At 50.2% G+C, this 23,649-nt stretch carries 20 protein-coding genes and 4 pseudogenes; 23 read left to right on the top strand and 1 reads right to left on the bottom strand.

Annotated elements, in window-relative coordinates; genetic code table 11:
* The first annotated feature begins 13 nt into the window (after positions 1-13).
* Positions 14-2,374, top strand: coding sequence for a recombinase family protein (locus D3F01_RS03590; protein ID WP_021631982.1), 2,361 nt, complete (start codon positions 14-16; stop codon positions 2,372-2,374).
* A 51-nt stretch (positions 2,375-2,425) separates the two neighbouring features.
* Here D3F01_RS03590 and D3F01_RS03585 read toward each other — a convergent pair whose 3' ends face one another.
* Positions 2,426-3,127 carry a hypothetical protein gene (locus D3F01_RS03585; protein WP_347567990.1) on the bottom strand — a complete coding sequence of 234 codons (702 nt, stop codon included), beginning with the start codon at positions 3,125-3,127 and terminating at the stop codon, positions 2,426-2,428.
* Positions 3,128-3,804: 677 nt separating this feature from the next.
* On the opposite strand from D3F01_RS03585, the gene tet reads away from it, so the two are divergent.
* From tet to D3F01_RS03485, 22 genes and pseudogenes are all read left to right on the top strand, one after another.
* The gene (gene tet, locus D3F01_RS03580) at positions 3,805-5,742 is read left to right on the top strand and encodes a TetM/TetW/TetO/TetS family tetracycline resistance ribosomal protection protein (protein WP_035300359.1); all 1,938 of its coding nucleotides are present in this window, start codon (positions 3,805-3,807) and stop codon (positions 5,740-5,742) included.
* Between the two features lie 300 nt (positions 5,743-6,042).
* Positions 6,043-6,336 carry a DUF3847 domain-containing protein gene (locus tag D3F01_RS03575; RefSeq protein ID WP_021631985.1) on the top strand — a complete coding sequence of 98 codons (294 nt, stop codon included), beginning with the start codon at positions 6,043-6,045 and terminating at the stop codon, positions 6,334-6,336.
* Entirely contained in the window at positions 6,337-7,803 is a 1,467-nt protein-coding gene (mobQ, locus tag D3F01_RS03570) for a MobQ family relaxase (protein ID WP_021631986.1), read from the top strand. It abuts the gene before it with no gap.
* A complete protein-coding gene (locus tag D3F01_RS03565) occupies positions 7,800-8,219 on the top strand; it encodes a cysteine-rich VLP domain-containing protein (protein ID WP_021631987.1) in 420 nt (139 codons plus the stop codon). Before mobQ (D3F01_RS03570) ends, D3F01_RS03565 begins: the two co-directional genes overlap by 4 nt.
* 84 nt (positions 8,220-8,303) lie before the next feature.
* Complete coding sequence (locus D3F01_RS03560; protein WP_035300361.1) at positions 8,304-8,570, top strand: transposon-encoded TnpW family protein; 267 nt, start codon at positions 8,304-8,306, stop codon at positions 8,568-8,570.
* Between the two features lie 50 nt (positions 8,571-8,620).
* Positions 8,621-8,971 (top strand): annotated as a pseudogene (locus D3F01_RS16025) (type IV secretory system conjugative DNA transfer family protein); the annotation flags it as partial.
* A 159-nt stretch (positions 8,972-9,130) separates the two neighbouring features.
* A complete protein-coding gene (locus D3F01_RS03555) occupies positions 9,131-11,008 on the top strand; it encodes a recombinase family protein (RefSeq protein ID WP_347567992.1) in 1,878 nt (625 codons plus the stop codon).
* A 4-nt stretch (positions 11,009-11,012) separates the two neighbouring features.
* The gene (locus D3F01_RS03550) at positions 11,013-11,390 is read left to right on the top strand and encodes a TnpV protein (RefSeq protein WP_021630767.1); all 378 of its coding nucleotides are present in this window, start codon (positions 11,013-11,015) and stop codon (positions 11,388-11,390) included.
* A gap of 13 nt (positions 11,391-11,403) precedes the next feature.
* Complete coding sequence (locus D3F01_RS03545) at positions 11,404-11,688, top strand: DUF6809 family protein (RefSeq protein ID WP_021630766.1); 285 nt, start codon at positions 11,404-11,406, stop codon at positions 11,686-11,688.
* A 131-nt stretch (positions 11,689-11,819) separates the two neighbouring features.
* Entirely contained in the window at positions 11,820-13,352 is a 1,533-nt protein-coding gene (locus tag D3F01_RS03540) for a hypothetical protein (RefSeq protein ID WP_015573038.1), read from the top strand.
* A gap of 266 nt (positions 13,353-13,618) precedes the next feature.
* Entirely contained in the window at positions 13,619-14,143 is a 525-nt protein-coding gene (locus tag D3F01_RS03535) for a hypothetical protein (protein ID WP_015516227.1), read from the top strand.
* 127 nt (positions 14,144-14,270) lie between these two features.
* Positions 14,271-14,630 carry a DUF3847 domain-containing protein gene (locus D3F01_RS03530; protein ID WP_242885927.1) on the top strand — a complete coding sequence of 120 codons (360 nt, stop codon included), beginning with the start codon at positions 14,271-14,273 and terminating at the stop codon, positions 14,628-14,630.
* Positions 14,596-16,092, top strand: coding sequence for a MobQ family relaxase (mobQ, locus tag D3F01_RS03525; protein ID WP_242885925.1), 1,497 nt, complete (start codon positions 14,596-14,598; stop codon positions 16,090-16,092). Before D3F01_RS03530 ends, mobQ (D3F01_RS03525) begins: the two co-directional genes overlap by 35 nt.
* On the top strand, positions 16,089-17,960 hold the full coding sequence (locus tag D3F01_RS03520) for an AAA family ATPase (protein ID WP_242885923.1): 1,872 nt from the start codon (positions 16,089-16,091) through the stop codon (positions 17,958-17,960). The genes mobQ (D3F01_RS03525) and D3F01_RS03520 overlap by 4 nt, the downstream gene beginning before the upstream one ends.
* Before the next feature lie 142 nt (positions 17,961-18,102).
* Positions 18,103-18,261 (top strand): transposon-encoded TnpW family protein, encoded by a 159-nt coding sequence (locus D3F01_RS03515; protein WP_118497297.1) that lies wholly within the window; start codon positions 18,103-18,105, stop codon positions 18,259-18,261.
* Between the two features lie 41 nt (positions 18,262-18,302).
* Positions 18,303-19,106 (top strand): annotated as a pseudogene (locus tag D3F01_RS03510) (TraG/TraD/VirD4 family protein); the annotation flags it as partial.
* A 12-nt stretch (positions 19,107-19,118) separates the two neighbouring features.
* Positions 19,119-19,439 (top strand): hypothetical protein, encoded by a 321-nt coding sequence (locus D3F01_RS03505; RefSeq protein WP_002304332.1) that lies wholly within the window; start codon positions 19,119-19,121, stop codon positions 19,437-19,439.
* A gap of 5 nt (positions 19,440-19,444) precedes the next feature.
* Entirely contained in the window at positions 19,445-19,837 is a 393-nt protein-coding gene (locus tag D3F01_RS03500; protein WP_002304334.1) for a helix-turn-helix transcriptional regulator, read from the top strand.
* Positions 19,838-19,920: 83 nt separating this feature from the next.
* A pseudogene (locus D3F01_RS03495) lies at positions 19,921-20,049 on the top strand (Maff2 family protein); the annotation flags it as partial.
* Between the two features lie 263 nt (positions 20,050-20,312).
* Positions 20,313-20,534, top strand: a pseudogene (locus D3F01_RS16020) (phosphotransferase); the annotation flags it as partial.
* 362 nt (positions 20,535-20,896) lie between these two features.
* A complete protein-coding gene (gene tet(W), locus D3F01_RS03490) occupies positions 20,897-22,816 on the top strand; it encodes a tetracycline resistance ribosomal protection protein Tet(W) (RefSeq protein WP_242885921.1) in 1,920 nt (639 codons plus the stop codon).
* Between the two features lie 50 nt (positions 22,817-22,866).
* A complete protein-coding gene (locus D3F01_RS03485; protein WP_242885919.1) occupies positions 22,867-23,634 on the top strand; it encodes a class I SAM-dependent methyltransferase in 768 nt (255 codons plus the stop codon).
* The last annotated feature ends 15 nt before the right edge of the window (positions 23,635-23,649 follow it).

Below are 23,649 nucleotides of genomic sequence, written 5' to 3'. Positions count from 1 at the left end.
GGAGGTTACACACATGAGGAAGCAGGAGCAAAAGGGTAAAATCACAGCATTGTACGAAAGGTTATCTCACGACGATGGGCGGTCTGACGAGAGCGTGTCCGTAGAAAATCAAAAGCGCATCCTGGAGGACTACGCCCGAAAAAATGGCTTCACTAATGTCCGCCACTTCACCGATGACGGGGTGCGGGGAACGACCTTCAAGCGGCCCGGCCTGGACGCTATGGTGGACGAGATACGGGCCGGAAATGTGGCTACCGTCATTGTCAAAGACCAGAGCAGAATAGGCCGTGACGTGGTGGAGGTCGGCTTGCTCAAACGCACCTTTGACGAGTACAACGTCCGCTTTATCGCCGCCAATGACAACCTGGACACCGCCAATGGATTTGATATTATGTCCATCTTCCGGGATGTGATAAATGAGTGGTACGTTGCTGACACCAGCCGCAAAATCAAGACCGTTTTCAAGTCCAGAATGGAAAAGGGCCTGCGCTGTTCGGGGGCCGTCCCCTATGGCTATCTCGCCTCAAAAGAAGAAAAGGGCGAGTGGGTGATCGACGAGGAAGCTGCCGCCGTTGTGCGCCGCATCTTTCAGATGGTCATGGACGGTCAGAGCGTCAACGGCATCGCCCGAACGCTGCGGGCCGAGCAAATCCCCATCCCTTCCGAACACTGGAAGCGTATCGGCTGTCCTGTTCGAGCCAACAGCTACCGCGACCCCTACGCATGGTCTGCCACCACCCTGGGTTATATTCTTAAAAGGCCGGAGTACCTGGGGCGCAAGGTGCTGGGCAAGACTGTCTGTGAGAACTACAAGACTAAAAGCACCCGCAGGACAATGCCAGAGGAACAATTTGTATTTGAGGGAGCCGTCCCCGCCATCATTGACGAAGAAACGTGGCACAATGTTCAGCGTTTGCGGGAAACCAAGCGCCGGACACCCAAGCGGAGTAATGCCCCTAACCGTTTAACCGGACTGCTCTACTGTGCCGACTGCGGCGCAAAGCTGACCCACCACAACAGTCTTGTCCAAGGCAAGTACATTGACGATGCTTTCACCTGTTCCAGATACCGGGCACCTATGGAGGATTGCACCATTCACTATGTTGCCACGCAAAAGCTGGAAGCGGCGATCCTCTCCGCCATCCAGCGGATAAGCTGGTATGTCCGCAACAACGAGCAGGAGTTTGTTCAGCGGGTTCGAAAGGCATCCAGTCTGCGCCAGGAGGAAGCAGTCAAGGATTGCCGGAAACAGATTGTCCAGGCGAAGAAGCGCCACGCCGAACTGGACGGACTGGTGAAGAAGCTGTACGAGGCCAACGCCACGGGCAAGCTGCCGGATAAGCATTTCAGCCGTCTCCTTGCCGAGTATGACGAGGAACAGGCCGCGCTGGAAGCCTCCATGACGGAGTGGCAGGGCTTGCTGGACAACTGGAACGCCGACCGGGTGAGAATGACGGAGTTTATCGACCTTGCCAAGCGGTACACCGATTTTTCGGAACTGACTACGCCCATTCTCAATGAGTTTATCGAGAAAATCGTTGTCCATGAGGGCAACGGACGGGGAAAGCAGCGCCGTCAGCGGTTAGATTTCTATTTCAATTTCATTGGCGCGTTTGAGGTTCCCGCCGACATTGTGACCCCGATGGAGCAGGAGGAAGAACGCCGCCAGCAGGAGGAACAGGCAGAGAAAGAGGAACGCTCCCAGGTGCTTGCCCAGGTTCGGTATGAGAGGTACAAGCAGGAGCGCCGGGAGTTTACCGCGAGGAAGCGGGCGGGCCTGTTGACCCCGGAGGAACAGGCGGAGGAAGAACGGCGGTTAGAGCGCAATCGGGCCTATCAGCAGAAGCAACGCGACAAGAAAAAGGCCAGTCAGCCAGAGAAGCCTCGCAAACGCTCACTGAAGGAACTCGCCAAGCTGGATGGAGCCGATCTCACCCCGGAGGAAGCGGAGCGGCTTGCGGCGCACCGCCAGAAGAAAGCCGAGCAGCACAAAGCGTGGCGTGACAGGCAGAAGTCCGCACAGCCCCCGAAGCCCCAACAGCGGACGTTGAAAGAACTTGCCAGATGTGCCGAGGCAGGTTTGCCTCTCACCCTAGAAGAAGCGGAACGGCTGGAAGCCCATCGCAATCGGAAAAAGGCGGCTTTGCAGGATTTGAAAGCCCGCGCCGAAACCGACCCGGTAGCGGCGGCAGAGTTGGCGCAGCAGAGAGCGCAACAGTCAGAAGCGGTAAAGAAGTCCCGTCAGAAAATGTATGCGGACGCTGCCGCCGGAGATCCCGAAGCCCAGGCCCGGTATGAACGTATGCTTGCCGCGAGGCGGGAGAACTACCACAGGAAGAAACAGGCAGAAGCCGAAGCTGCTCAAGTCAGCTAACGTAGATACAGAAAACGCCAGGGACAACGATAGTCCGTGGCGTTTTTGTCATTACTGCCGTTCCAGCAAATCCATATATTTCTGACGTTCGCCCTCCGGGACTTTCAGCGCCGCCATAGCCTGTTCAATGGTCAGCCCCATCGTTTCCATGAGGTTTTTGATAGAGGACAAGATACCTTTAGCAACGCCTTTTTCCTCAACGCCCTTGCTCAAATTACACATGACCGACACCTCCCTTTCCATTGTCTGCGTCATTTGAATGTCGTAATCGTCCTGCAAAATTTTCCGCTTTTCCGCCTCGCTGGTTTCGTTGGAGAGAAGCACATCCAGCATCCGCAATACGCCGTCATAATTTGACCCATCCGGCCCGCCAAGGCACAGCATGATGATGGACAGCAAATCATAATTCCTGATGGGTTCTTTGCCCTCGCCGACCAGATATTCTTCCACCAGCCGATACCGGGTAATGGTGTTCTCTCGATACTGCGGCGGTTTCATGCAAATCCAGATGGAGTAGACCTTCTTGATTTTCTCATAATGGGAGCCAGTGAACTCCCTGCCGTACTGGGAAGAAATCATGCGGCAACAGTAGTATATGCCACGCTTTATCAGCGGATAGCCGGGGTAAAAATCGTTCTGGGCCTCCACGTTGATGATGAGGGCAATTTGTTCCTCGGAGTCGGGAACGATGGCGCGGAAGCGAATGTCATAGGTGACTGTCCCCTCGCGCACCGATTTGTCCTCGGTGTCCATGCCGCTGATACTGTGCCACCCTCGTCCGGCAGCACCGGGACGGCGGACACCTGGGGTTGGCCCTCAATGTACTTCTCGGCAATATCATTGACATCGCAATCCTTGTATTCTTCCAGGCAGGACTTCATAATCCGCGCCAGGATTGCCTTTTCAGACAGGACACGCTTACAGGCGGCATCATAACCCGCGCTGTCATCTGTGACGTGCAGTCCCTGGGCGATTGTCGTTTTGAGCTCCACCATCCTCACCTTCTTTCGTTTCATTCTACCACAGCTTTGCCAGCGCGTCCACTTCTTTTTTGAAAAGAGTTGCGTATGGCGTATACACGAGAGAGATATGGAGGTGCAGTGACAGAAAAAATTTATCTTAACAGGGTTGCTTTTGGGAATTTGATATGCTATACTATAAAAAACCAAGCAAAGGAGTTTATCAATATGCGGCAAGGTATTCTTAAATAAAATTTGATAATGGGAACAAAGACAAACGTCCTCAAGGAGAGGGCTTGGTTTTTGTACCCAATTTAAGAATACTTTTGCCTTTTCATTTCATATCGTGATAGACAACGGCCAGCCTTGGCCGCAGTTTTCATGTGTGTCCTACCTATCATCCCCAGCGGTAAAAGTATTTGTCGCTGGGGATTTTTGCGCCCTTCTGGGCCTTGTATGGAGGACAATCATATGAAAATCATCAATATTGGCATTCTTGCTCATGTAGACGCAGGTAAGACGACCTTGACGGAGAGCCTGTTATATACCAGCGGAGCAATCGAGGCGCCCGGCAGTGTGGATCAGGGAACAACGAGAACGGACACCATGTTTTTAGAGCGGCAGCGTGGAATCACCATTCAAACGGCGGTCACTTCCTTTCAGTGGCACGATTGTAAGGTCAACATTGTGGATACTCCTGGGCATATGGATTTCTTAGCGGAGGTCTATCGCTCCCTTGCCATTCTTGACGGAGCGATTTTGGTTGTTTCTGCAAAAGACGGCGTTCAGGCGCAGACCCGTATTCTGTTTCATGCTCTGCAAGTAATGAAAATCCCAACTGTTATCTTTATTAACAAAATCGACCAGGACGGGATTGACCTGCCAGGTGTGTATCAGTCTATCCGAGATAAGCTCTCCGCAAATATGATTATTAAGCAGAACGTGCAGCTTTCCCCGGATATATCCATCATGGAAAACATGGGGCTGGAGAATTGGGATACCGTGATTGCGGACTGTGATGAATTGTTGGAGAAATATATTGCCGGAGAACCAATGGACAAAGAAGAACTTCTGCGGGAGGAAAACAGGAGAATCCAAAGCGTCTCTCTGTTTCCGGTCTATCATGGCAGTGCCAAGGTAAACTTGGGAATCCGACAACTCATTGAAGCGGTCACAGATACATTCCAATCACCCACCGGGCAGAACAGCTCTGAATTGTGCGGAACTGTGTTCAAAGTTGAGTACGCAAACCAGAGCCAACGCCTTGCCTATCTGCGGTTGTATAGCGGTACGCTTCATTTGCGGGATTCCGTAGCCTTGGCAGGGAAAGAAAAACTGAAAATTACGGAAATGCGTATCCCCTCAAAGGGTGAGATTGTCCGAACAGAGATTGCCCATGCGGGCGAGATCGTCATTGTACCCTGCGACAGTTTGCGGCTGAATGATGTGCTGGGAAACAAACTGCTGCTGCCCCGTGAAACGTGGAGCGACAATCCTCTCCCTTTGCTGCGGACAACAATTGCACCAGAGAAACCAGAACAGAGGGAACGCTTGTTAAACGCCTTGACAGAAATTGCGGATACCGACCCGCTTCTGCGCTATGAAGTAGACGCTGTGACCCATGAGATCATTCTCTCCTTTTTGGGCCGGGTACAATTGGAAATTATCTCTGATCTTCTGGTGGAAAAATATCAGCTCAACACAACTGCAAAAGAACCTACCGTCATCTATATGGAGAGGCCATTGAAAGCGGTAAGTCACACCATTCATATCGAAGTGCCGCCCAATCCATTCTGGGCGTCCATCGGGCTGTCCGTCACCCCTCTCCCCCTTGGCACCGGAGTGCAGTATGAGAGCAAAGTTTCCGTTGGATACTTGAATCAGAGTTTTCAAAACGCTGTATTGGATGGTATCCGCTACGGTCTGGAACAAGGCGTGTATGGATGGAAGGTAACGGACTGTAAAATCTGTTTTGAGTATGGGCTTTATTATAGTCCGGTCAGCACTCCCGCAGACTTTCGGTCATTGGCACCTATTGTATTGGAGCAGGTGTTGAAAAAGGCGGGGACGCAGCTATTGGAACCATATCTTTCTTTTACACTCTATGCGCCGCAGGAATATCTCTCCAGAGCTTATCATGACGCACCAAAATATTGCGCGAGTATTGAAACGACCCAGGTTAAAAACAGCGAGGTGATTTTTACTGGCGAAATCCCTGCCCGCTGTGTGCAAGAGTACCGCAATGACCTCACCTTTTATACAAACGGGAGAAGCGTTTGTTTAACAGAATTGAAGGGGTATCAAATCGCCAGCGGCGAACCAGTTTTTCAGCCACGCCGCCCAAACACCCGGATTGATAAGGTGCGCCATATGTTCAACAAAATTCTCCCATCAATGATGGACTTATAAAATCCCTTTGGAACAAAGGGCGCACTTCTATACATGGTCTGCGACCATGTATCGTGCGCTCTGCGAGGCTACGGCCCGGACTTCCGAAAGTCCGGGCCGTTTGCGTCGCTCCGCTCCGTACAAGGGGCTGCGCCCCTTGCGCCGCTTTGCGGCTATCCCTGCGCCCTCGCTGGAAAGGTACATCCGCTCTGCGTCTGCACCTTTCCAGCGAGGCTAAAACCGAATACCGTTACCCTTGACCGTTTACCCGACACAGCAGGTAGACGGTCTTTTGTTTTGCCAAGAAGGAGGTCAAACACGATGGACAAGTCACGCGAAGAATTAGAGAAAGAGTATGCTGAGGCCACCGCTAAGTTGGAGCAGTACCAGCACAGAGGCCAGCGGTATGAGAACCGCATCCGCTACTACACCCAAGGCGAAAGGAAGAAGCGAAACCACCGACTTATCACCCGTGGCGGAGCGGTGGAGAGTATCGCCCCGGAGGTGCGCGGCATGAGCGAAAGGGCCTTTTTTCTTTTGATGGAAAAGGTCTTTTCCCTGCCGGAAGTTGCCGCCCTGGTGAGCCAAGCCACTGACCAGCAGGAAAGCGGATAATTGGCCCTGTTCCATCTCCACGTTACCCAGGTCAAACGGAGCGCGGGACAGTCTGTTGTCACGTCCGCCGCCTACCGAGCCGGGGAGAAATTGTATAGCGAATACTATGGCGAGGTCAGCGACTACACCCACAAGGGCGGCGTGGTCTGCACAGACATTCTCCTGCCGCCCCAGGCCCCCAACCAGTACCAAGACCGCGCCACCCTCTGGAACGCCGTGGAGAAGGCCGAGCGCGGCAAGAAAGCCCAGCTTGCATATAGCTTTGACATTGCCTTGCAGAACGAGTTTTCATTGGAGGAAAACATCGCTCTTGCAAGGCAATTTGTTTCGGAGCAGCTTGTGGGCCGGGGCATGATTGCCGACTTTGCCATCCACCAGCCGGACAAGGAGGACGGCGGTATTCCTAACCCGCACTTTCATGTTCTCTGCCCCATCCGGCCCATTGAGCCAGACGGCAAATGGGGGTGCAAGCAGCGCCGCCGCTACCGTCTGGACGAGGACGGGAACCGCATTATGGGAGAGGACGGCAAGCCCCTCTTTGACGCTGTTCCCACTACCGACTGGGGAAGCCCGGAAACACTGGAACATTGGCGGGAGGCGTGGGCCGCTATGGTGAACGCCAAGTTTGAGGAAAAGGGGCTGACCTGCCGCATCGACCACCGCTCCTATGAGCGTCAGGGCCTTGACCTGCTGCCCACCGTCCATGAGGGCGTGGCCGTCCGCCAGATGGAGGCCAAGGGCATCCCCACCGACAAGGGCGATCTGAACCGCTGGATAAAAAAGGCCAACAACATTCTGCGGGATATTCGGAAGAAAATCGCCGGCCTGACGGATTGGATTAAGGCCATAAAAGAAGAATTGAGCAAGCCCCAGGCCCCGACCCTTGCCGCCCTGCTGACCGACTACTATGAGGGCCGGAACGCCGGAGCATGGAGCCGCAACGCCAGGATTGGAAATCTTAAAGGTTTTGCCGAGGCCATCAATTTTCTGACCGAGAGGGGCATCGCTACGCTGGAAGATTTAGAGACCCATATCGCCGCCCAGAGTGAACGAACGGAGGCCATCAACACATCCATGAAAGCGAAGCGTGACCGTCTGAACGAATTGAAGGAACTGCTTCGCCTTGTTGACCTCTACCGAGACACCAAGCCCGTCTATGACGAGTTGCAGGGTATCAAGTGGAAGGGCAAGCGGGAAAAATTCGAGAGGGAGCATGAGAACGAGTTGAGGACGTTCCACATGGCCCGCCGGAAGCTGGACAAGCACCGTTCCCCTGCTGGTAAAATCCCCGTTCATGCGTGGGAACAGGAACAGGCGAGGCTTCACCAGGAGTACACAGCCGAGTATGAGCAGTACAAGCCTATCCAAGACGATTTGCGGCGGCTTCAACAGGTGAAGCGGAACGCCGATGCTGCCATACACCAGCAGGAGCAGACCCAGCAGAAACGCCGGGAGGTGGAGCGGTGAACGGCATTCCCCGACTGACCTACCAGCAGTACCGAGCCGTCCGGCGGCTGGTGCATGACTGCTGCAATTATGACGGCGGCAACTGTCTTGCTCTTGATGACGGCTGGGAGCCTTGTGTCTGCGTCCAGAGTATCACCTATTCCCTGGTCTGTAAATGGTTCCGCGCCGCCGTCCTGCCAACAGACAAGGGGTTGTGTGCCGCCTTGCTCCACCGAGGACAGGCGCGGCCCTGTGCCGAGTGCGGGGCGATGTTCGTGCCGCGCTCCAATCGGGGCAAATACTGTGACGAGTGCGCCGCCAATGTGCGCCGGAGAAAGAAAGCTGCCAGCGAACGGGAACGCCGCAGGCGTGGACATTTAGAGGCTGAAAAGCCTTGCAATCAGGGGGCTTGTGGACAGTCCTCAAAGGGGGACTAATACATTCCCCTTCCCCCACTCCAACGTGGGCGGCAAAATGGCGCTCACGTGGATTAACTTTGATGAATGATGAAAGGAGAGCCTATGACCTACGACCCCAGCATGACGATCACCAGCACCATCCCCGCCCCGGAGGGGAGCGACAGCACCAGCAGAGAGGGCAAGGCCATCCCCCTGCCCGTGATGGCGGGCGGCAACGCTTCACCCGCCCCGGACGTACCGCCACCCGATATGGTAAAGACCGTTGGCGGTACGACCTTTGATATTTATTTCCATTTCAGCCAGACCAGCCGGGAAACCTTTACCGACAAGGTACTGCGCCTTATTCAATCCGATGTTGTAACCTCATAAAAATAATTTACTTTTTTCTCTATCCTTATTGACAAAACCCGAAAGGCAGCATCGTGATTGAGTGCGGCAACGCCCTTTTGAAGCATGGCTACACCATCAAGATTTTCAACACCATCAACTTTCAGAAGTCGATGCACTATAACCCATTTGCCTATATCCATTCAGAAAAAGACATTCTGAAACTGGTGACAACGCTGATTGCCAACACAAAGGGTGATGGAAAAGCCGGTGATGAGTTCTGGACGAAGGCGGAAACGCTGCTCTACTGTGCCTTGATCGGATATATCCACTATGAAGCTCCGGTTGAGGAACAGAATTTCTCCACCCTGATTGAGTTCCTGAACGCAATGGAGGTGCGGGAAGATGATGAGGAGTTCCAGAACCCGGTGGATCTGATGTTTGAAGCCCTGGAAAAGAAAAAGCCGAATCACTTTGCAGTCCGTCAGTATAAAAAATACAAGCTGGCTGCCGGTGTTGTATGCTCTAAAAGACTTCTTAATCAAGCGGTTGGGAAGTCTCTTAGAACACACAACCTAAAACCGAAGAAAGGAGCGCAAGTTATGAGAAAAAACGAGAAAATCACTGCTCTGTACGAACGATTGAGCCGTGATGACTTTGGTAAAGATGATGACCAGCAGCGTGAGAGCAATTCCATTTCCAATCAAAAAGCAATGTTGGAGGACTTCGCCGCACGGCAGGGCTTTACAAACATTGTCCATTTCACGGACGATGGCATTAGTGGTACTTGCTTTGACCGTCCCGGATTTTTGGCAATGATGAAAGAAGTGGAAGCTGGGAATGTGGAGTACCTGTGTATCAAGGACATGAGCCGCATGGGTCGTGACTATCTGAAAGTCGGTCAGATTATGGAAATCCTGCGTCAGCGTGGCGTGCGACTTATCGCCATCAATGACGGCGTGGATAGTGCCAGAGGTGACGATGATTTTACCCCTTTCCGCAACATTATGAACGAGTATTACGCCAGAGACACCAGCCGTAAAATCCGTTCCACTTTCCAGTCCAAAGGCAAGTCCGGCAAGCACCTCACAGGCACAGTCATTTACGGCTATCTCTGGAACGAAGCCAGAGACCAATGGTTGGTTGACCCCGAAGCCGCAGAGGTGGTCAAGCGCATCTTTGCCATGACGATTGAGGGCTACGGTCCGTATCAGATCGCCAGCAAGCTGAAAGAAGAAAAAGTCCTCATTCCGTCTGCTTACCTTGCCCAACACGGCGAGGGCGTGAACAAAAACAAGACTTTCAAAGATGTGTACGGCTGGGGTTCTTCCACCATCTGCAACATTCTTGAAAAGCGTGAATATCTGGGACACACCATCAATTTCAAGACCCGAAAGCACTTCAAGGACAAGAAAAGCCATTATGTCCCGGAGGACGAATGGGCAATTTTCGAGAATACCCATGAGCCTATCATTGACCAGCAGACCTTTAACCTTGTGCAGAAAATCCGTGGGAATGTCAGACGCTACCCAGACGGCTGGGGCGAAGCAGCTCCCCTCACGGGCTTGCTCTATTGCGCCGATTGCGGTGGCAAGATGTATGTCCACCGCACCAACAACGGCAAGCGTATTTCTCAATATACCTGCTCCCAATACAGCAAAGTCCCAGTTGGAAAGCTCTGCATGACACAGCACCGTATCAATGAAGATGTGGTACTGTCCCTTGTTTCAGAAATGCTGAAAGCCATTGCAGAATATGCCAAGCATGACCGAGCCGAGTTTGTCCGTGTGGTACAGGAAGCGCAGTCCAGCCAGCAGACAGCAGAGGTTAAGAAACAGCGGTCACGCCTTGCCACCGCCAAGCAGAGAGTGTCCGAGCTGGAAGTCCTGCTCTGCAAAATCTATGAGGACAACATTTTAGGCAAGCTGTCTGACAGCAGATATGCCACTCTGGACGCTCAATACGAAAAGGAACAGTCCGAGCTTACCGCTGAAATCTCTGTTCTGGAAAAGGCTGTCAAGAGCTATGAGAAGCACGAAAAGGACGCTGATCGTTTTATCGCTCTGATTGACAAGTATGAGAACTTCGACAAGCTGACCATTGCTATGCTCAACGAGTTTATCGAGAAAATCCTTGTGCATGAGCGTGACCGCAAAGGCAGTATACAGACCACACAGGAGGTCGAGATTTACTTCAATTTCGTTGGGCGATTCGTTCCCCCAGCGTTTGGAGAAGTGGAGCTGACCCTGGAGGAATTGGAGGAAATCCGCAAGCGTGAGGAACGCAAGGACAGGCTCCACCAGAACTACTTGAAGCGGAAAGCCAATGGTAAACAGAAAGAGTATGAGGAGCGCACGAAAGCCAAGAAAAAAGCGGAGATTGAAGCCAGAAAACAGGCAATCCGCACCGAGGATATTGCCAGAGGGGTATTTATCCCGGTGAGCAGTTTGCCGCAGCTGGGACCGAGAAAGGGAGCGTGATTTTATGAAAGAGTTGAAACCGAGAATCCATGAGAACGGTATGGACTATGTGTTGGTGGGCGACTACTATGTGCCGGACTTGAAGCTGCCGGAGGAACGCCGACCTATTGGGCATTGGGGACGCTTGCACCAGTCCTATCTGAAATTGCACCGTCCCATGCTTTACAACGAGCTAATTTTGTCCGGCAGCCTCCACACCGTCGTTGCCGATCTGAACGAGCAGGCGGCAGACAGGCTGGACTTGATTATCCGGCAGATGATGAAAGCCGAGGGCGTGACCGAAGCCATGAAAGCGGAAAATCAGATGTTATGGGTGCAGTCAATGAACTCCATCCGCTGCCGGGCAGAGGAAATCATCAAGACGGAACTAATCTACTGTTGAGAGAGGTAAAGCTATGATTTTGGAAGCCATGTATAATGGGGAGTTTTATCCCTGCGAGACAGTTGTACCTACATCACCGGAATACCGAAAGGCAGTCATAGCCTGTGAAAAGCTCATGGAGCAGTTGTCCCAGCGGCTCAGCAAAGAGGACTATGAGCTGGTGCAGGAACTCCGGGCGCAGACAGCAATCGCCCAATGTGAAGAAAGTGAAAGTCACTTCAAGTATGGCTTTTCCGCTGGGCTGATGTTCAGCAGGAAGCCCATGAACAAGTGCAGCAGAAGAAAGAAAAATGGATGAAGAAAGCCGCCTGAGCAGAAAGAAACTGTTCGGGCGGTTTCAGCATTCGCCAGTAGATTTATTCACACTCTTGTGATAAAATTTACTACAATCAAGAGCGTGATAGCACTAATTTTATGGGGGAATGCTTAATGAATAGAATTTTGAAAAAATTTTTACAGCGGGGTGTCGATTTAAGTCCTGTGGGAGTTGAACTCCGTGAGGATAATACAAATTATTTTTGTACCCCAAAAGGGGCATCGGTTTTTGGATGGGCAGGGATAGATGGTATCCACTTCTGTTTCATTCGTGGATTTGGAGAGATGGTTTTCTCTGTCAGCCCCATGAATACTTCTCCTGATTATGTTCATCCAGTAGCTGAAAATTTTACCGACTTTCTGCGGCTTATACTGGCTTGTGGTGATGTGGCGGCAGTGGAACAAGCGTGGATGTGGAACGAAGCACAGTTTGAAGCCTTTCTCAATGAAAACCCTACAACCCAGGAACAACAGCAAACTTTATCGGAAATTTCAGAGAAGATGAATTTGTTGCCTATGGAACAACCGTGGACATATATCAAAAACCTGCAATCTTCCTTTGATTACAGTCAGATTAAATACACAGAAGATTATTACGATAATGATATGACTTCAGAAGCAGAATTGGTTGCCCCTGAATGGAAGGTCTACTTTGATGGAGATTTCTGGGGACATCGAGGTAAAGACCGTGCCGGAAAAGAGATCAAGCTGGATAAACAATTCGATTGGGCTGGATATCATTGGGTAATTCCGGCAGCTTATTCATGTAGCAAAGGACTTGTCGTTGATTTTTGTATGCGAGTTGATTCAGAAAGCATCCGTGACTTCATGAAAAAATGGAATCTGGACTGGGAAAATGACTCATGTGAAAATTTTACCCGTGAGCAACAGATGCAGATGGAATGGGAAAACCCACTTTGTTTTAACTTCAAACCTTGCTTGAAGTTAAACGAGAAAATATTACAGACAACCCATGGCTGCGCTGTGAGCTTTAATCCTTGTCTGCCAGATGGCGTTATCAATGAGTTGGAAGCAAAATGGGCAATCGACCATTATGGGCTGGATAGTACTTATGGCTGGGTCATATGCAGAGACGTATTTCCTTGGGGAACCAAGCATCACCCTGAAATCAATAAACTTTTTCTTACAATGGAGCAGCAACCAGGACAAGTTCCAGGCTCACATTTCAAAGTTCACGCACCCGGAGATTCATTTATGTTTTCCCATCCTGTTAGCGGAATAACCCATACACTGACCGTGCAGGAAATAGAACAGCAGACAGTTCCTCAAAATAGTTTTGGTTCTGATCGCTGGATTTATCCGACACATTATATTGCCATGAGTTATACACTTACCCCTGAACCGATGGAGAACATTTCGGTTTTTGACTGTGATGAAGGCGATAGACCGATAGAAGTTACACCAGACGATCATTCGTTCCGTCCAGTTGGCAGTAGTTCCTGTTTTGTTGTTGGTGTTATTGGTGGTGCAGATGGTCCGACAGCAGTTATATATGGAACAAATTCACAAGAAAAACTTCATGCTGCTTGTTCTGCTCTGCACTTTGAACCGGTTGGTGATGATGTCGAGTGGCGTATCGTGTTCAATGTTACGCAGTTTGACAAAGAAACATTCCCAATTATCTAAAAATACCCTTAGAACTCTAAGGGCGCACTTCTATACTCTCTGTCGAGAGTAGTGCGTCCTGCGGAGCTTCATTCTCCGTCAGCAGAAGAAAACTGCATGACCGAGAATGTTGCGTCACTTCGTTCCGTCAAGGTGGCTACACCCCCTTGCGCCGCTAAAGCGGCTATCCCCTGTGGACTTGCCGTCCGCAAACGGTTTTGACAAACCGTTCGCCGCCAGCAAGTTTGAAAATCAAGAATCTTAATTTGATAAAGGAGTGTGATTCTATGAAAAAGAAATTACCCATAATCCTCTTGGGTGTTATTTTGGCTTGTGTGTTGGTTTTCGGTTTCCTTTATGCAAACAATGACATTGGTAAAACCGCAAACAGTTTAGAAGCAGACATTCGCCAATCTCAAAAAATTTTGGATGATTGGATTGTTGATGGAAGCATTTCCGACACAATGGCTGCATTTATTTCTTACCCACAGGACAAGACAGACCACACTTTTTCTGTCTATGTAAATCGCCCTGGCTTGTCTTTTGGATATTTCTTCCGTGGTGGTGGAGATATAGTTGAGGTTGATGATTACATTGCAGAGTTTGTTGTTGAGGGAAATAACGAAAGGGCATTTATCTCAATGAATACCCAAAATATTGTTCGACTTGAAGTAGATGATGGCAACGGCATTCAGGTGATTGATATTGATAGTGGCAAGCCTTTCGCCATTGTCCTGCCCCTCAATGTAGGAAACATCTGTTTCTATGATACGAATGGAAATGTTGTGGAATATCTTCGCCAACAACTTTGACCAACTTCAATTTACCGAACTGAACACAACAACTGAATACCGAAAAACTGACCGTTGACTGGTCGCAATCTGCGAAAAGTTGACGGTCTTTTTTTATCCCCATTTTCAAAAAAGGAGGTCACGAAAAATGACAAAACCGAAAAACCTTGAACAGCTCCGAGCCGAAAAGGAACAGGTCGAGACACAGCTTGCACAGGAACAGCACAAGCTGGAGCGTCTGGAGAACAGAAAGAAGTATCTGGAGAAAGGCGAGAGACAAAAGCGCACCCATCGTCTTTGCAATCTGGGCGGCACGATTGAGAGCCTTGCCCCGGAGGTCAAAGATCTCAACCGTGCCGAAATGACGGAGCTGATGGAACACATCTTTTCCCTGTCCGAAGTCCAGCGAGCCGTCCGTCACATGGCGATTACTCACACCAACCAAGCGAACAGAGAAAAGGAGTTGAAAGCCGATGGCACTATTTCATCTGAGCGTCACGCAGACTAAGCGAAGCGCAGGACAGTCCGCTATTGCTTCTGCCGCCTACCGTGCCGGGGAGCGATTGTATAGCGAGTATTACGGCGAATACAGCGACTACACCCGCAAGGGCGGCGTGATCTGCTCTGACATTCTCCTGCCGTCCCATGCACCGCCCGAATACGCAGACCGCCAGACCCTATGGAACGCCGTGGAAAAAGCCGAGCGTGGAAAGAACGCCCAACTTGCATACAGCTTTGACATTGCCTTGCAGAATGAATTTTCCCTTGAGGAAAACATCGCTCTTGCAAGGCAATTTTTGTTGGAGAACTTTGTGAGCCGGGGCATGGTGGTTGACTTCGCCGTACACCAGCCAGACCGGGAGGACGGCGGCATACCAAACCCGCATTTTCATGTGCTTTGCCCCATCCGCCCCATCGAGCAGAACGGCAAATGGGGACTAAAGCAACGCCGGGTGTATGAGCTGGACGAGGACGGCAACCGTATCCGGGACGCAGACGGAAAGTTTGTGTTCAACGCCGTTCCCACTACCGACTGGGGCAGTCCCGAAACGCTGGAATACTGGCGGCAGACATGGGCGGAGCTATGCAACGCCAAGTTTGCGGAAAAGGGGCTTGACGTTCGTATCGACCACCGAAGCTATGAGCGTCAGGGCGTAGAGCTTCTTCCCACCGTCCACGAGGGCGCAACCGTCCGGGCAATGGAGAAGAAAGGTATCCGCACCGAGAAAGGCGAGTTCAACCGCTGGATCAAAGCCACCAACGCCGTGATCCGGGACATCAAGAAGAAAATCACTTCGCTTATGGGCTGGATAGCGGATATGAAAGCCGAGCTTACCAAGCCACAGGCACCCGACCTTGTTTCTCTGCTGAACGCCTATTACACCCAGCGCAAAGCCGGGGTGTATTCCCAGAAAGGCAAAATCAGCAACCTAAAGGAGATGAACGATACTTTCAATTATCTCCGGGCAAACGGCATTTACTCCCTTGAGGATTTGGAACGCCGTGTCAGCGAACACAGTGCTGCCACAGAGAGCTTGAAGAAAACGCTGGACGAACAGACCGCCCGAATGAAAGCAATTAAGCAGCTCTATGACAGCTCCGCTGCTTTCCAGAACTTGAAGCCTGTCTATGACGGCTTGAAGAAAATCAAGTTTGAGAAGCCCAGAGCCAAGTACAAGGCAGAGCATGAAGCGGAACTGATACAGTTCTACGCCGCCAGACGAAAGCTGACCGGGGAGTTCCCGGACGGCAAGGTGGATATGAAAAAGCTGACCGAAGAGTATGACGAGCTGGAACAGGCGCACGAAACCACCTATGGCGAGTTTAAGGCTGTCAGAGACGATTTACACCGCCTTTGGAAGGTCAAGTCATGTGTAGATACTGCCGCCCGATTTAACGAGCGCACAGAGGAACAAAAGCTCCAAAATCGACCCCAAACACGACAGAAAAAGGAGGAACTATCACGATGAATTACACCCAAGCGCAGATTGATCGGGCAAACGCCGTCAGTCTGGAAGATTTTCTCCGCACACAGGGAGAGACGCTTATCAAAAGCGGACGGGAATACCGCTGGAAAGAACATGACAGCCTGACCGTCCGGGGAAACAAGTGGTTTCGCCATAGCCAGAGCAAGGGCGGCTATCCCATTGATTTTGTCATGGAGTTTTACGGCAAGTCCTTTCCCGAAGCTGTCCAGCTCTTAACCGGCGAAAGCGGTGAGGGACAGAGCGAAGCCAGCACAGCACCGCCCACAGCGTTTCACTTGCCCTTGCACAACAGGACAGCCGACAGAGCAATCCAATATCTCACAGAAAGCCGAGGTCTCAACAAAACGCTTGTTGAGGTTTTTCTTCTTTCCGGGGATATTTACGAGGACGCAAAGCGGCACAATGTTGTGTTTGTCGGCAGAGACCGAAGCGGTACGCCGAGATACGCCCATGTGCGAGGAATGGCAGACCCATTCAGACAGGACATTGCCGGGTCTGACAAATCCTATCCGTTCCGACACGAGGGTAATGGCAATCAGCTCTTTGTCTTTGAAGCGCCGATTGACCTGTTATCGTTCATCTGCCTTTATCCGCAGGACTGGCAGACAAGGAGCTATCTTGCCCTGGGCGGCGTTTCGGGAAAAGCCCTTGACCGTTTTCTTTCTGAACGCAAGGACACCCAAAAAGTATTCCTCTGCCTTGACAGCGATACCGCAGGAAGCGAAGCCTGTACCCGACTGGCACAGTCCATTCCCAGCGAGATCGCCGTCATTCGCCTTGTCCCGGCAAGGAAAGACTGGAACGATGTTCTCCGTCAGCAAGGGGACATTCCGAGCCGCAAATTTATAGCGGAAACAATCACGCTGCGAGAGCTGCCCACTGCCCAGCCTGTCCCCATGCTCCGTATGGCAGATGTGGAGCTGACGAGCGTGGATTGGTTATGGTTTCCGTATATTCCCTTTGGAAAGCTGACCATCATACAGGGCAACCCCGGCGAGGGCAAGACCTACTTTGCCATGCGTCTTGCGGCGGCTTGCACCAACCGAAAGCCTTTACCCGGTATGGAGACCCTTGAGCCTTTCAACATCATCTACCAGACCGCAGAGGACGGTCTGGGCGATACCGTCAAGCCCCGACTGATGGAAGCGGAAGCAGACCTTGAAAGAGTGCTTGTCATTGACGATAGGGACACACCGCTGACCCTTGCCGATGAGCGCATAGCAAGGGCAATCCGGGAGAACAACGCAAGGCTTGTTATCATTGACCCGGTACAGGCGTTTCTGGGCGCAGATGTGGACATGAACCGGGCAAATGAAGTCCGTCCCATCTTCCGCAGTCTGGGAGACATTGCACAGGCTACTGGGTGCGCTATCGTGCTGATTGGACACCTGAACAAAGCCGCAGGAACGCAAAGCACCTACCGGGGATTGGGGTCTATCGACATTACGGCGGCAGTCCGCAGTCTGCTGTTTATTGGCAAGCTGAAGGACAGTCCGACAACGAGGGTGCTTATCCATGAGAAAAGCTCCCTTGCGCCGCCCGGACAGTCCCTTGCCTTTTCTCTGGGAGATGAGAAAGGTTTTGAGTGGATAGGGGCTTATGACATTACCGCTGACGAGCTTCTTGCCGGGACAGACACCGCCAAGACCGAGAGCAAGACCGCACAGGCGCAAATGCTCATTCTGGAACTGCTTGCGGACGGAAAGCGTATGCCGAGCGCAGAGTTGGAAAAGGCAGTCAATGAGCGTGGGATTTCTTCACGCACCATGAGAACGGCAAAGAGCCGTATCGGGGACAGACTTGTGACCGAGAAAGACGGCACAGCATGGGTCTGCTATCTCCGAAACTGACAACAGGAACACGGCAAGCGTGGCAAAGACGGCAAGGTTTTTATAGATACCTTAATGTTGCCGCCTTGCCTTGTTCCATCATACCGACACCGCCCGATGATGAACAGTCACCGGGCATTTTTCATTTACAGGAGGATTTTGAATGAACAATACTGCAACTAACACCGCCACTTGCCCGACTGTCAGAAAGCAGATCGGCAAGACAACCTATATCGTCCGTGTCCATTTCAGCCAGACCGCAAAAGAGACGATGGAGGACAAAATCAAGCGTCTGCTCCGTGAGGAAGTCCTCAAAATGTGACTTCTTTGTGAATTTGATGAAAAAGTCCTTGACTTTTCGTCTCTGGCAAGACCGCTAAGTCGATTTTGATTTCCTGCGGCGCTCGTCTGGCTCCTTTTGATATTCAGGAGGTCAGAGATGTGACTGCCTATGACGAGTTGCAGTTGGATACTCTCGGAGATAAGAAAACGGCGCTCTTTCTGATTATGTCAGATACGGATGCGACGTTTAATTTTTTGATCTCCATGATTTACACACAGCTGTTCAACTTGTTGTGCGAGAAAGCAGATGATGTGTACGGCGGCAGACTGCCGGTTCATGTGCGCTGCTTGATTGATGAGATGGCAAACATCGGTCAGATTCCCAATCTGGAAAAACTGGTAGCGACAATCCGAAGCCGTGAAATATCGGCTTGCCTTGTTCTCCAGGCACAATCACAGCTGAAAGCCATTTATAAAGACAATGCCGATACCATCATCGGCAACATGGATTCCCGAATTTTCCTGGGTGGTTCTGAGCCAACCACGCTCAAAGAACTGAATCAGGCATTGGGAAAAGAAACTATCGACACCTACAACACCTCCAACACCAGAGGTAACAGCCCGTCTTACGGCTTGAATTATCAGAAGTTAGGCAAAGACCTTGCGAGCGTAGATGAGCTTGCGGTTCTGGATGGCAGCAAGTGTATTTTGCAGTTGCGTGGTGTCAGACCGTTTCTTTCTGACAAGTACGATCTGACGCAGCACCCCAATTATAAGTACACATCAGACTTTGATAAGAGAAATGAGTTCAACATTGAGCAGTTTCTGAGTCGAAGGTTGAAGCTCAAGGCAGGTGATGAGTTTGTGGTAGTCGATGCGGATTAAGGAGGTTTCTGTTTGGAAAATCTGAAAACGGTATCTGCCCTGGTTAAGAACATCTTGGAACACGACCACAAGGCAAGAAATACCGACAATCATTTGTACCTGATGGTACTGGAACACTATTCCGGTCTGCGTGGCATCGACATTCATGCCATGACGGTTCCTGTGTTTTTGAAGGAACTGGATAGACGCAGCTTTCCGGGGTTTGAAACTGTCCGCAGAAGCAGACAGAAAGTGCAGGCAACCTACCCTGACCTTGCTCCCAGTGAAGCCGTAGGCAAGCGCAGAGCAAAAAATGAGGTTGTATATCGAGAATTTGCAGAAAGCGAGGTGTAAAAAAAATGACTTGGTGGATCACGGATACCTCTATTGGGCAGCGATTGAAGTTCGTTAGACGATTTCGCCGCCTTACCCAGAAAGAGCTTGGACTCCTGATGGGGTATTCCGAGAAAACAGCGGATGTCCGTATTGCTCAGTATGAGAAAAACGCTCGAACCCCTAATGCAGAAACCACAGCGAAACTCGCAGAGGTTCTGAAGGTTTCACCTGTCGTTTTTTCACCGACAATCTGTGCTTCTCGTGAAGATTTGTTGCAGTCAATGTATTGGCTGTTTCTTATGAAAGGTGGTGGTGATATATATGATTGTGAAACTGAATATGCAAGAAGCAGAATGGAACAGAAACTTGGCGTGATAACCGTCGAGGAGTTCCTTGAAAAGATTCTCGTAAACTAAGCCTTCCGTCCGGTTTTGATGCCGGTAGTACGGAGGGCTTTTTCTATTCTCAAAACAATTTCAAATTTTAGGAGGAAAATATTATGGCATTTTTCAATAGCGCAGTAACCGTTCTTCAGACTCTCGTTATCGCTCTGGGCGCAGGTCTTGGCATCTGGGGTGCAATCAATCTGCTTGAGGGCTACGGCAACGATAACCCCGGCGCAAATGCTCATGTACGGTAAGGAAGCAAGCAACCGAAAACAAGAGATAGACCGCCAGCACTACACTATTCCGAACCAAAGACCAAAAGATAAGCATTGTGGGAAAATCTAAACTTTTGGATTTTCCTACAATGCCGACTACGGCGGAATCCTTCCCACTCCTTATATCTTTATTTCCGTATACATTGAATTTGTATTTAGTAAATGCTATAATGTCCCTATTCAAATTATAAATGTGTTGAATTAGTTACATGTACATATTTTTTGTGCCGCATAAATACCCTGTTGAGGTTGTCGTTCTTTGTCCAGATGTGGAAACAATAAAAGGAAGGGAACGATACAGGGAGAAAACAGGCTATTCCGGCTTTACGGTTGAAACCTTATACGATACATTTATGCAGACAACACCACGGATCGGCTTTTGGTTGGACAATTCCAACCAAACACCACAGCAGACAGCAGAAACCATTCTGAACGCTAGGAAGCCGGTATGATTGTTACATATAAGGGGAAGAAAAATTTCTTTTAGGTACTTGCTTTCCTAAAACTAATGTGATATAATAGCATCATTCCAAAAAAGGAGTAAAAAATATGCGGCAAGGTATTCTTAAATAAAACTATAATCAAATAGTGGGAACAAAGGATTATGATAGTCCCTTTTGTGGGGGCTTGGTTTTTTGTACCCAATTTAAGAATACTTTTGCCTTATCAATTTTGACATATCCGAAAAACAGCAATCACAAACAGGTGTATGCTGTATATGTGTATGTCCGCAAATTATAATCCCCAGTGGTAAAAGTATTTTACTGCTGGGGATTTTTATGCCCTTTTGGGGCTGTAAAAGGAGGACAATCACATGAAAATAATCAATATTGGAATTCTCGCCCATGTAGACGCAGGAAAAACAACATTGACGGAAAGCCTGCTGTACACCAGTGGAGCGATTGCGGAACAAGGAAACGTGGATAAAGGAACTACAAGAACAGACACTATGATTTTGGAACGGCAGCGTGGGATTACCATTCAAGCGGCAGTCACTTCCTTCCAGTGGCACAGATGTAAAGTCAACATTGTGGATACGCCCGGCCACATGGATTTTTTGGCGGAGGTGTACCGCTCTTTGGCTGTTTTAGATGGGGCCATCTTGGTGATCTCCGCTAAAGATGGCGTGCAGGCCCAGACCCGTATTCTGTTCCATGCCCTGCGGAAAATGAACATTCCCACCGTTATCTTTATCAACAAGATCGACCAGGCTGGCGTTGATTTGCAGAGCGTGGTTCAGTCTGTTCGGGATAAGCTCTCCGCCGATATTATCATCAAGCAGACGGTGTCGCTGTCCCCGGAAATAGTCCTGGAGGAAAATACCGACATAGAAGCATGGGATGCGGTCATCGAAAATAACGATAAATTATTGGAAAAGTATATCGCAGGAGAACCAATCAGCCGGGAAAAACTTGTGCGGGAGGAACAGCGGCGGGTTCAAGACGCCTCCCTGTTCCCGGTCTATTATGGCAGCGCCAAAAAGGGCCTTGGCATTCAACCGTTGATGGATGCGGTGACAGGGCTGTTCCAACCGATTGGGGAACAGGGGAGCGCCGCCCTATGCGGCAGCGTTTTCAAGGTGGAGTATACAGATTGCGGCCAGCGGCGTGTCTATCTACGGCTATACAGCGGAACGCTGCGCCTGCGGGATACGGTGGCCCTGGCCGGGAGAGAAAAGCTGAAAATCACAGAGATGCGTATTCCATCCAAAGGGGAAATTGTTCGGACAGACACCGCTTATCCGGGTGAAATTGTTATCCTTCCCAGCGACAGCGTGAGGTTAAACGATGTATTAGGGGACCCAACCCGGCTCCCTCGTAAAAGGTGGCGTGAGGACCCCCTCCCCATGCTGCGGACGTCGATTGCGCCGAAAACGGCAGCGCAAAGAGAACGGCTGCTGGACGCTCTTACGCAACTTGCGGATACTGACCCGCTTTTGCGCTGCGAGGTGGATTCCATCACCCATGAGATCATTCTTTCTTTTTTGGGCCGGGTGCAGTTGGAGGTTGTTTCCGCTTTGCTGTCGGAAAAATACAAGCTTGAAACAGTGGTAAAGGAACCCTCCGTCATTTATATGGAGCGGCCGCTCAAAGCAGCCAGCCACACCATCCATATCGAGGTGCCGCCCAACCCGTTTTGGGCATCCATAGGACTGTCTGTTACACCACTCTCGCTTGGCTCCGGTGTACAATACGAGAGCCGGGTTTCGCTGGGATACTTGAACCAGAGTTTTCAAAACGCTGTCAGGGATGGTATCCGTTACGGGCTGGAGCAGGGCTTGTTCGGCTGGAACGTAACGGACTGTAAGATTTGCTTTGAATACGGGCTTTATTACAGTCCGGTCAGCACGCCGGCGGACTTCCGCTCATTGGCCCCGATTGTATTGGAACAGGCATTGAAGGAATCGGGGACGCAGCTGCTGGAACCTTATCTCTCCTTCATCCTCTATGCGCCCCAGGAATACCTTTCCAGGGCTTATCATGATGCACCGAAATACTGTGCCACCATCGAAACGGCCCAGGTAAAAAAGGATGAAGTTGTCTTTACTGGCGAGATTCCCGCCCGCTGTATACAGGCATACCGTACTGATCTGGCCTTTTACACCAACGGGCGGAGCGTATGCCTTACAGAGCTGAAAGGATATCAGGCCGCTGTCGGTCAGCCGGTCATCCAGCCCCGCCGTCCAAACAGCCGCCTGGACAAGGTGCGCCATATGTTTCAGAAGGTAATGTAAAGATACATAATCGTCAAGACGGCAACAATCAGAAGTTATGGAGGGTAACAATGGAATATAGTAAGGAAGATTTAATGGAAGCAAAAAAGCAAATTTGGGGAGTGGGAGAGAACATGGGAACAGAGGAAAGTAAAAAAATCTGGGAGGAGAACGCACAATTTTGGGATAATGCAATGGGTGACGAATCTAATGAATTTCACAGAGAGGTAGTGCGTCCCAAAGTAACGGAACTTCTATCTCCTAATCCTGCGGATTACATTTTGGATATTGCGTGTGGCAATGGAAATTATTCTTCGTATCTTGCACAAAGAGGCGCTTCGGTTGTCGCTTTTGATTACAGCAAAAAAATGATAGAATTGGCTAAAAGACGGCAATCACAATATGCAAAACAAATTGAATTTTGTGTGGCGGATGCGACCGATAGAAAAAGTATATTAGAATTAAAAAGAGATCGAGCCTTTACGAAAGCAGTTTCTAATATGGCAATTATGGATATTACGGATATTGAACCACTTCTTATGGCTGTTTATGAACTGTTGCAGGAAAGCGGAATTTTTGTCTTTGCAACGCAACACCCTTGTTTTGTCACGTTGACTGAAAAATATATGACACCGCACAGTTACTATGATATAGCGATTGAAGGGCAACCGAAAGAGCAGATTTATTATCATCGTTCCATACAAGATATTTTTAACCTTTGTTTTAGAGCTGGATTTGTCATTGATGGATTTTATGAAGAATGTTTTAAAACCAACAAAGAAATTCCTATGGTAATGATAGTAAGGCTTAAGAAGGTAAAACGTGATAGCTTAAAATAAATTCAAGTTTGCCGG

This window comes from Faecalibacterium sp. BCRC 81149, from assembly GCF_022750605.1.
In the GTDB taxonomy this organism is placed as follows: domain Bacteria; phylum Bacillota; class Clostridia; order Oscillospirales; family Ruminococcaceae; genus Faecalibacterium; species Faecalibacterium duncaniae.
Note: the sequence above shows the minus strand (reverse complement) of the source record. Positions and strands in the feature narration are given on the sequence as shown.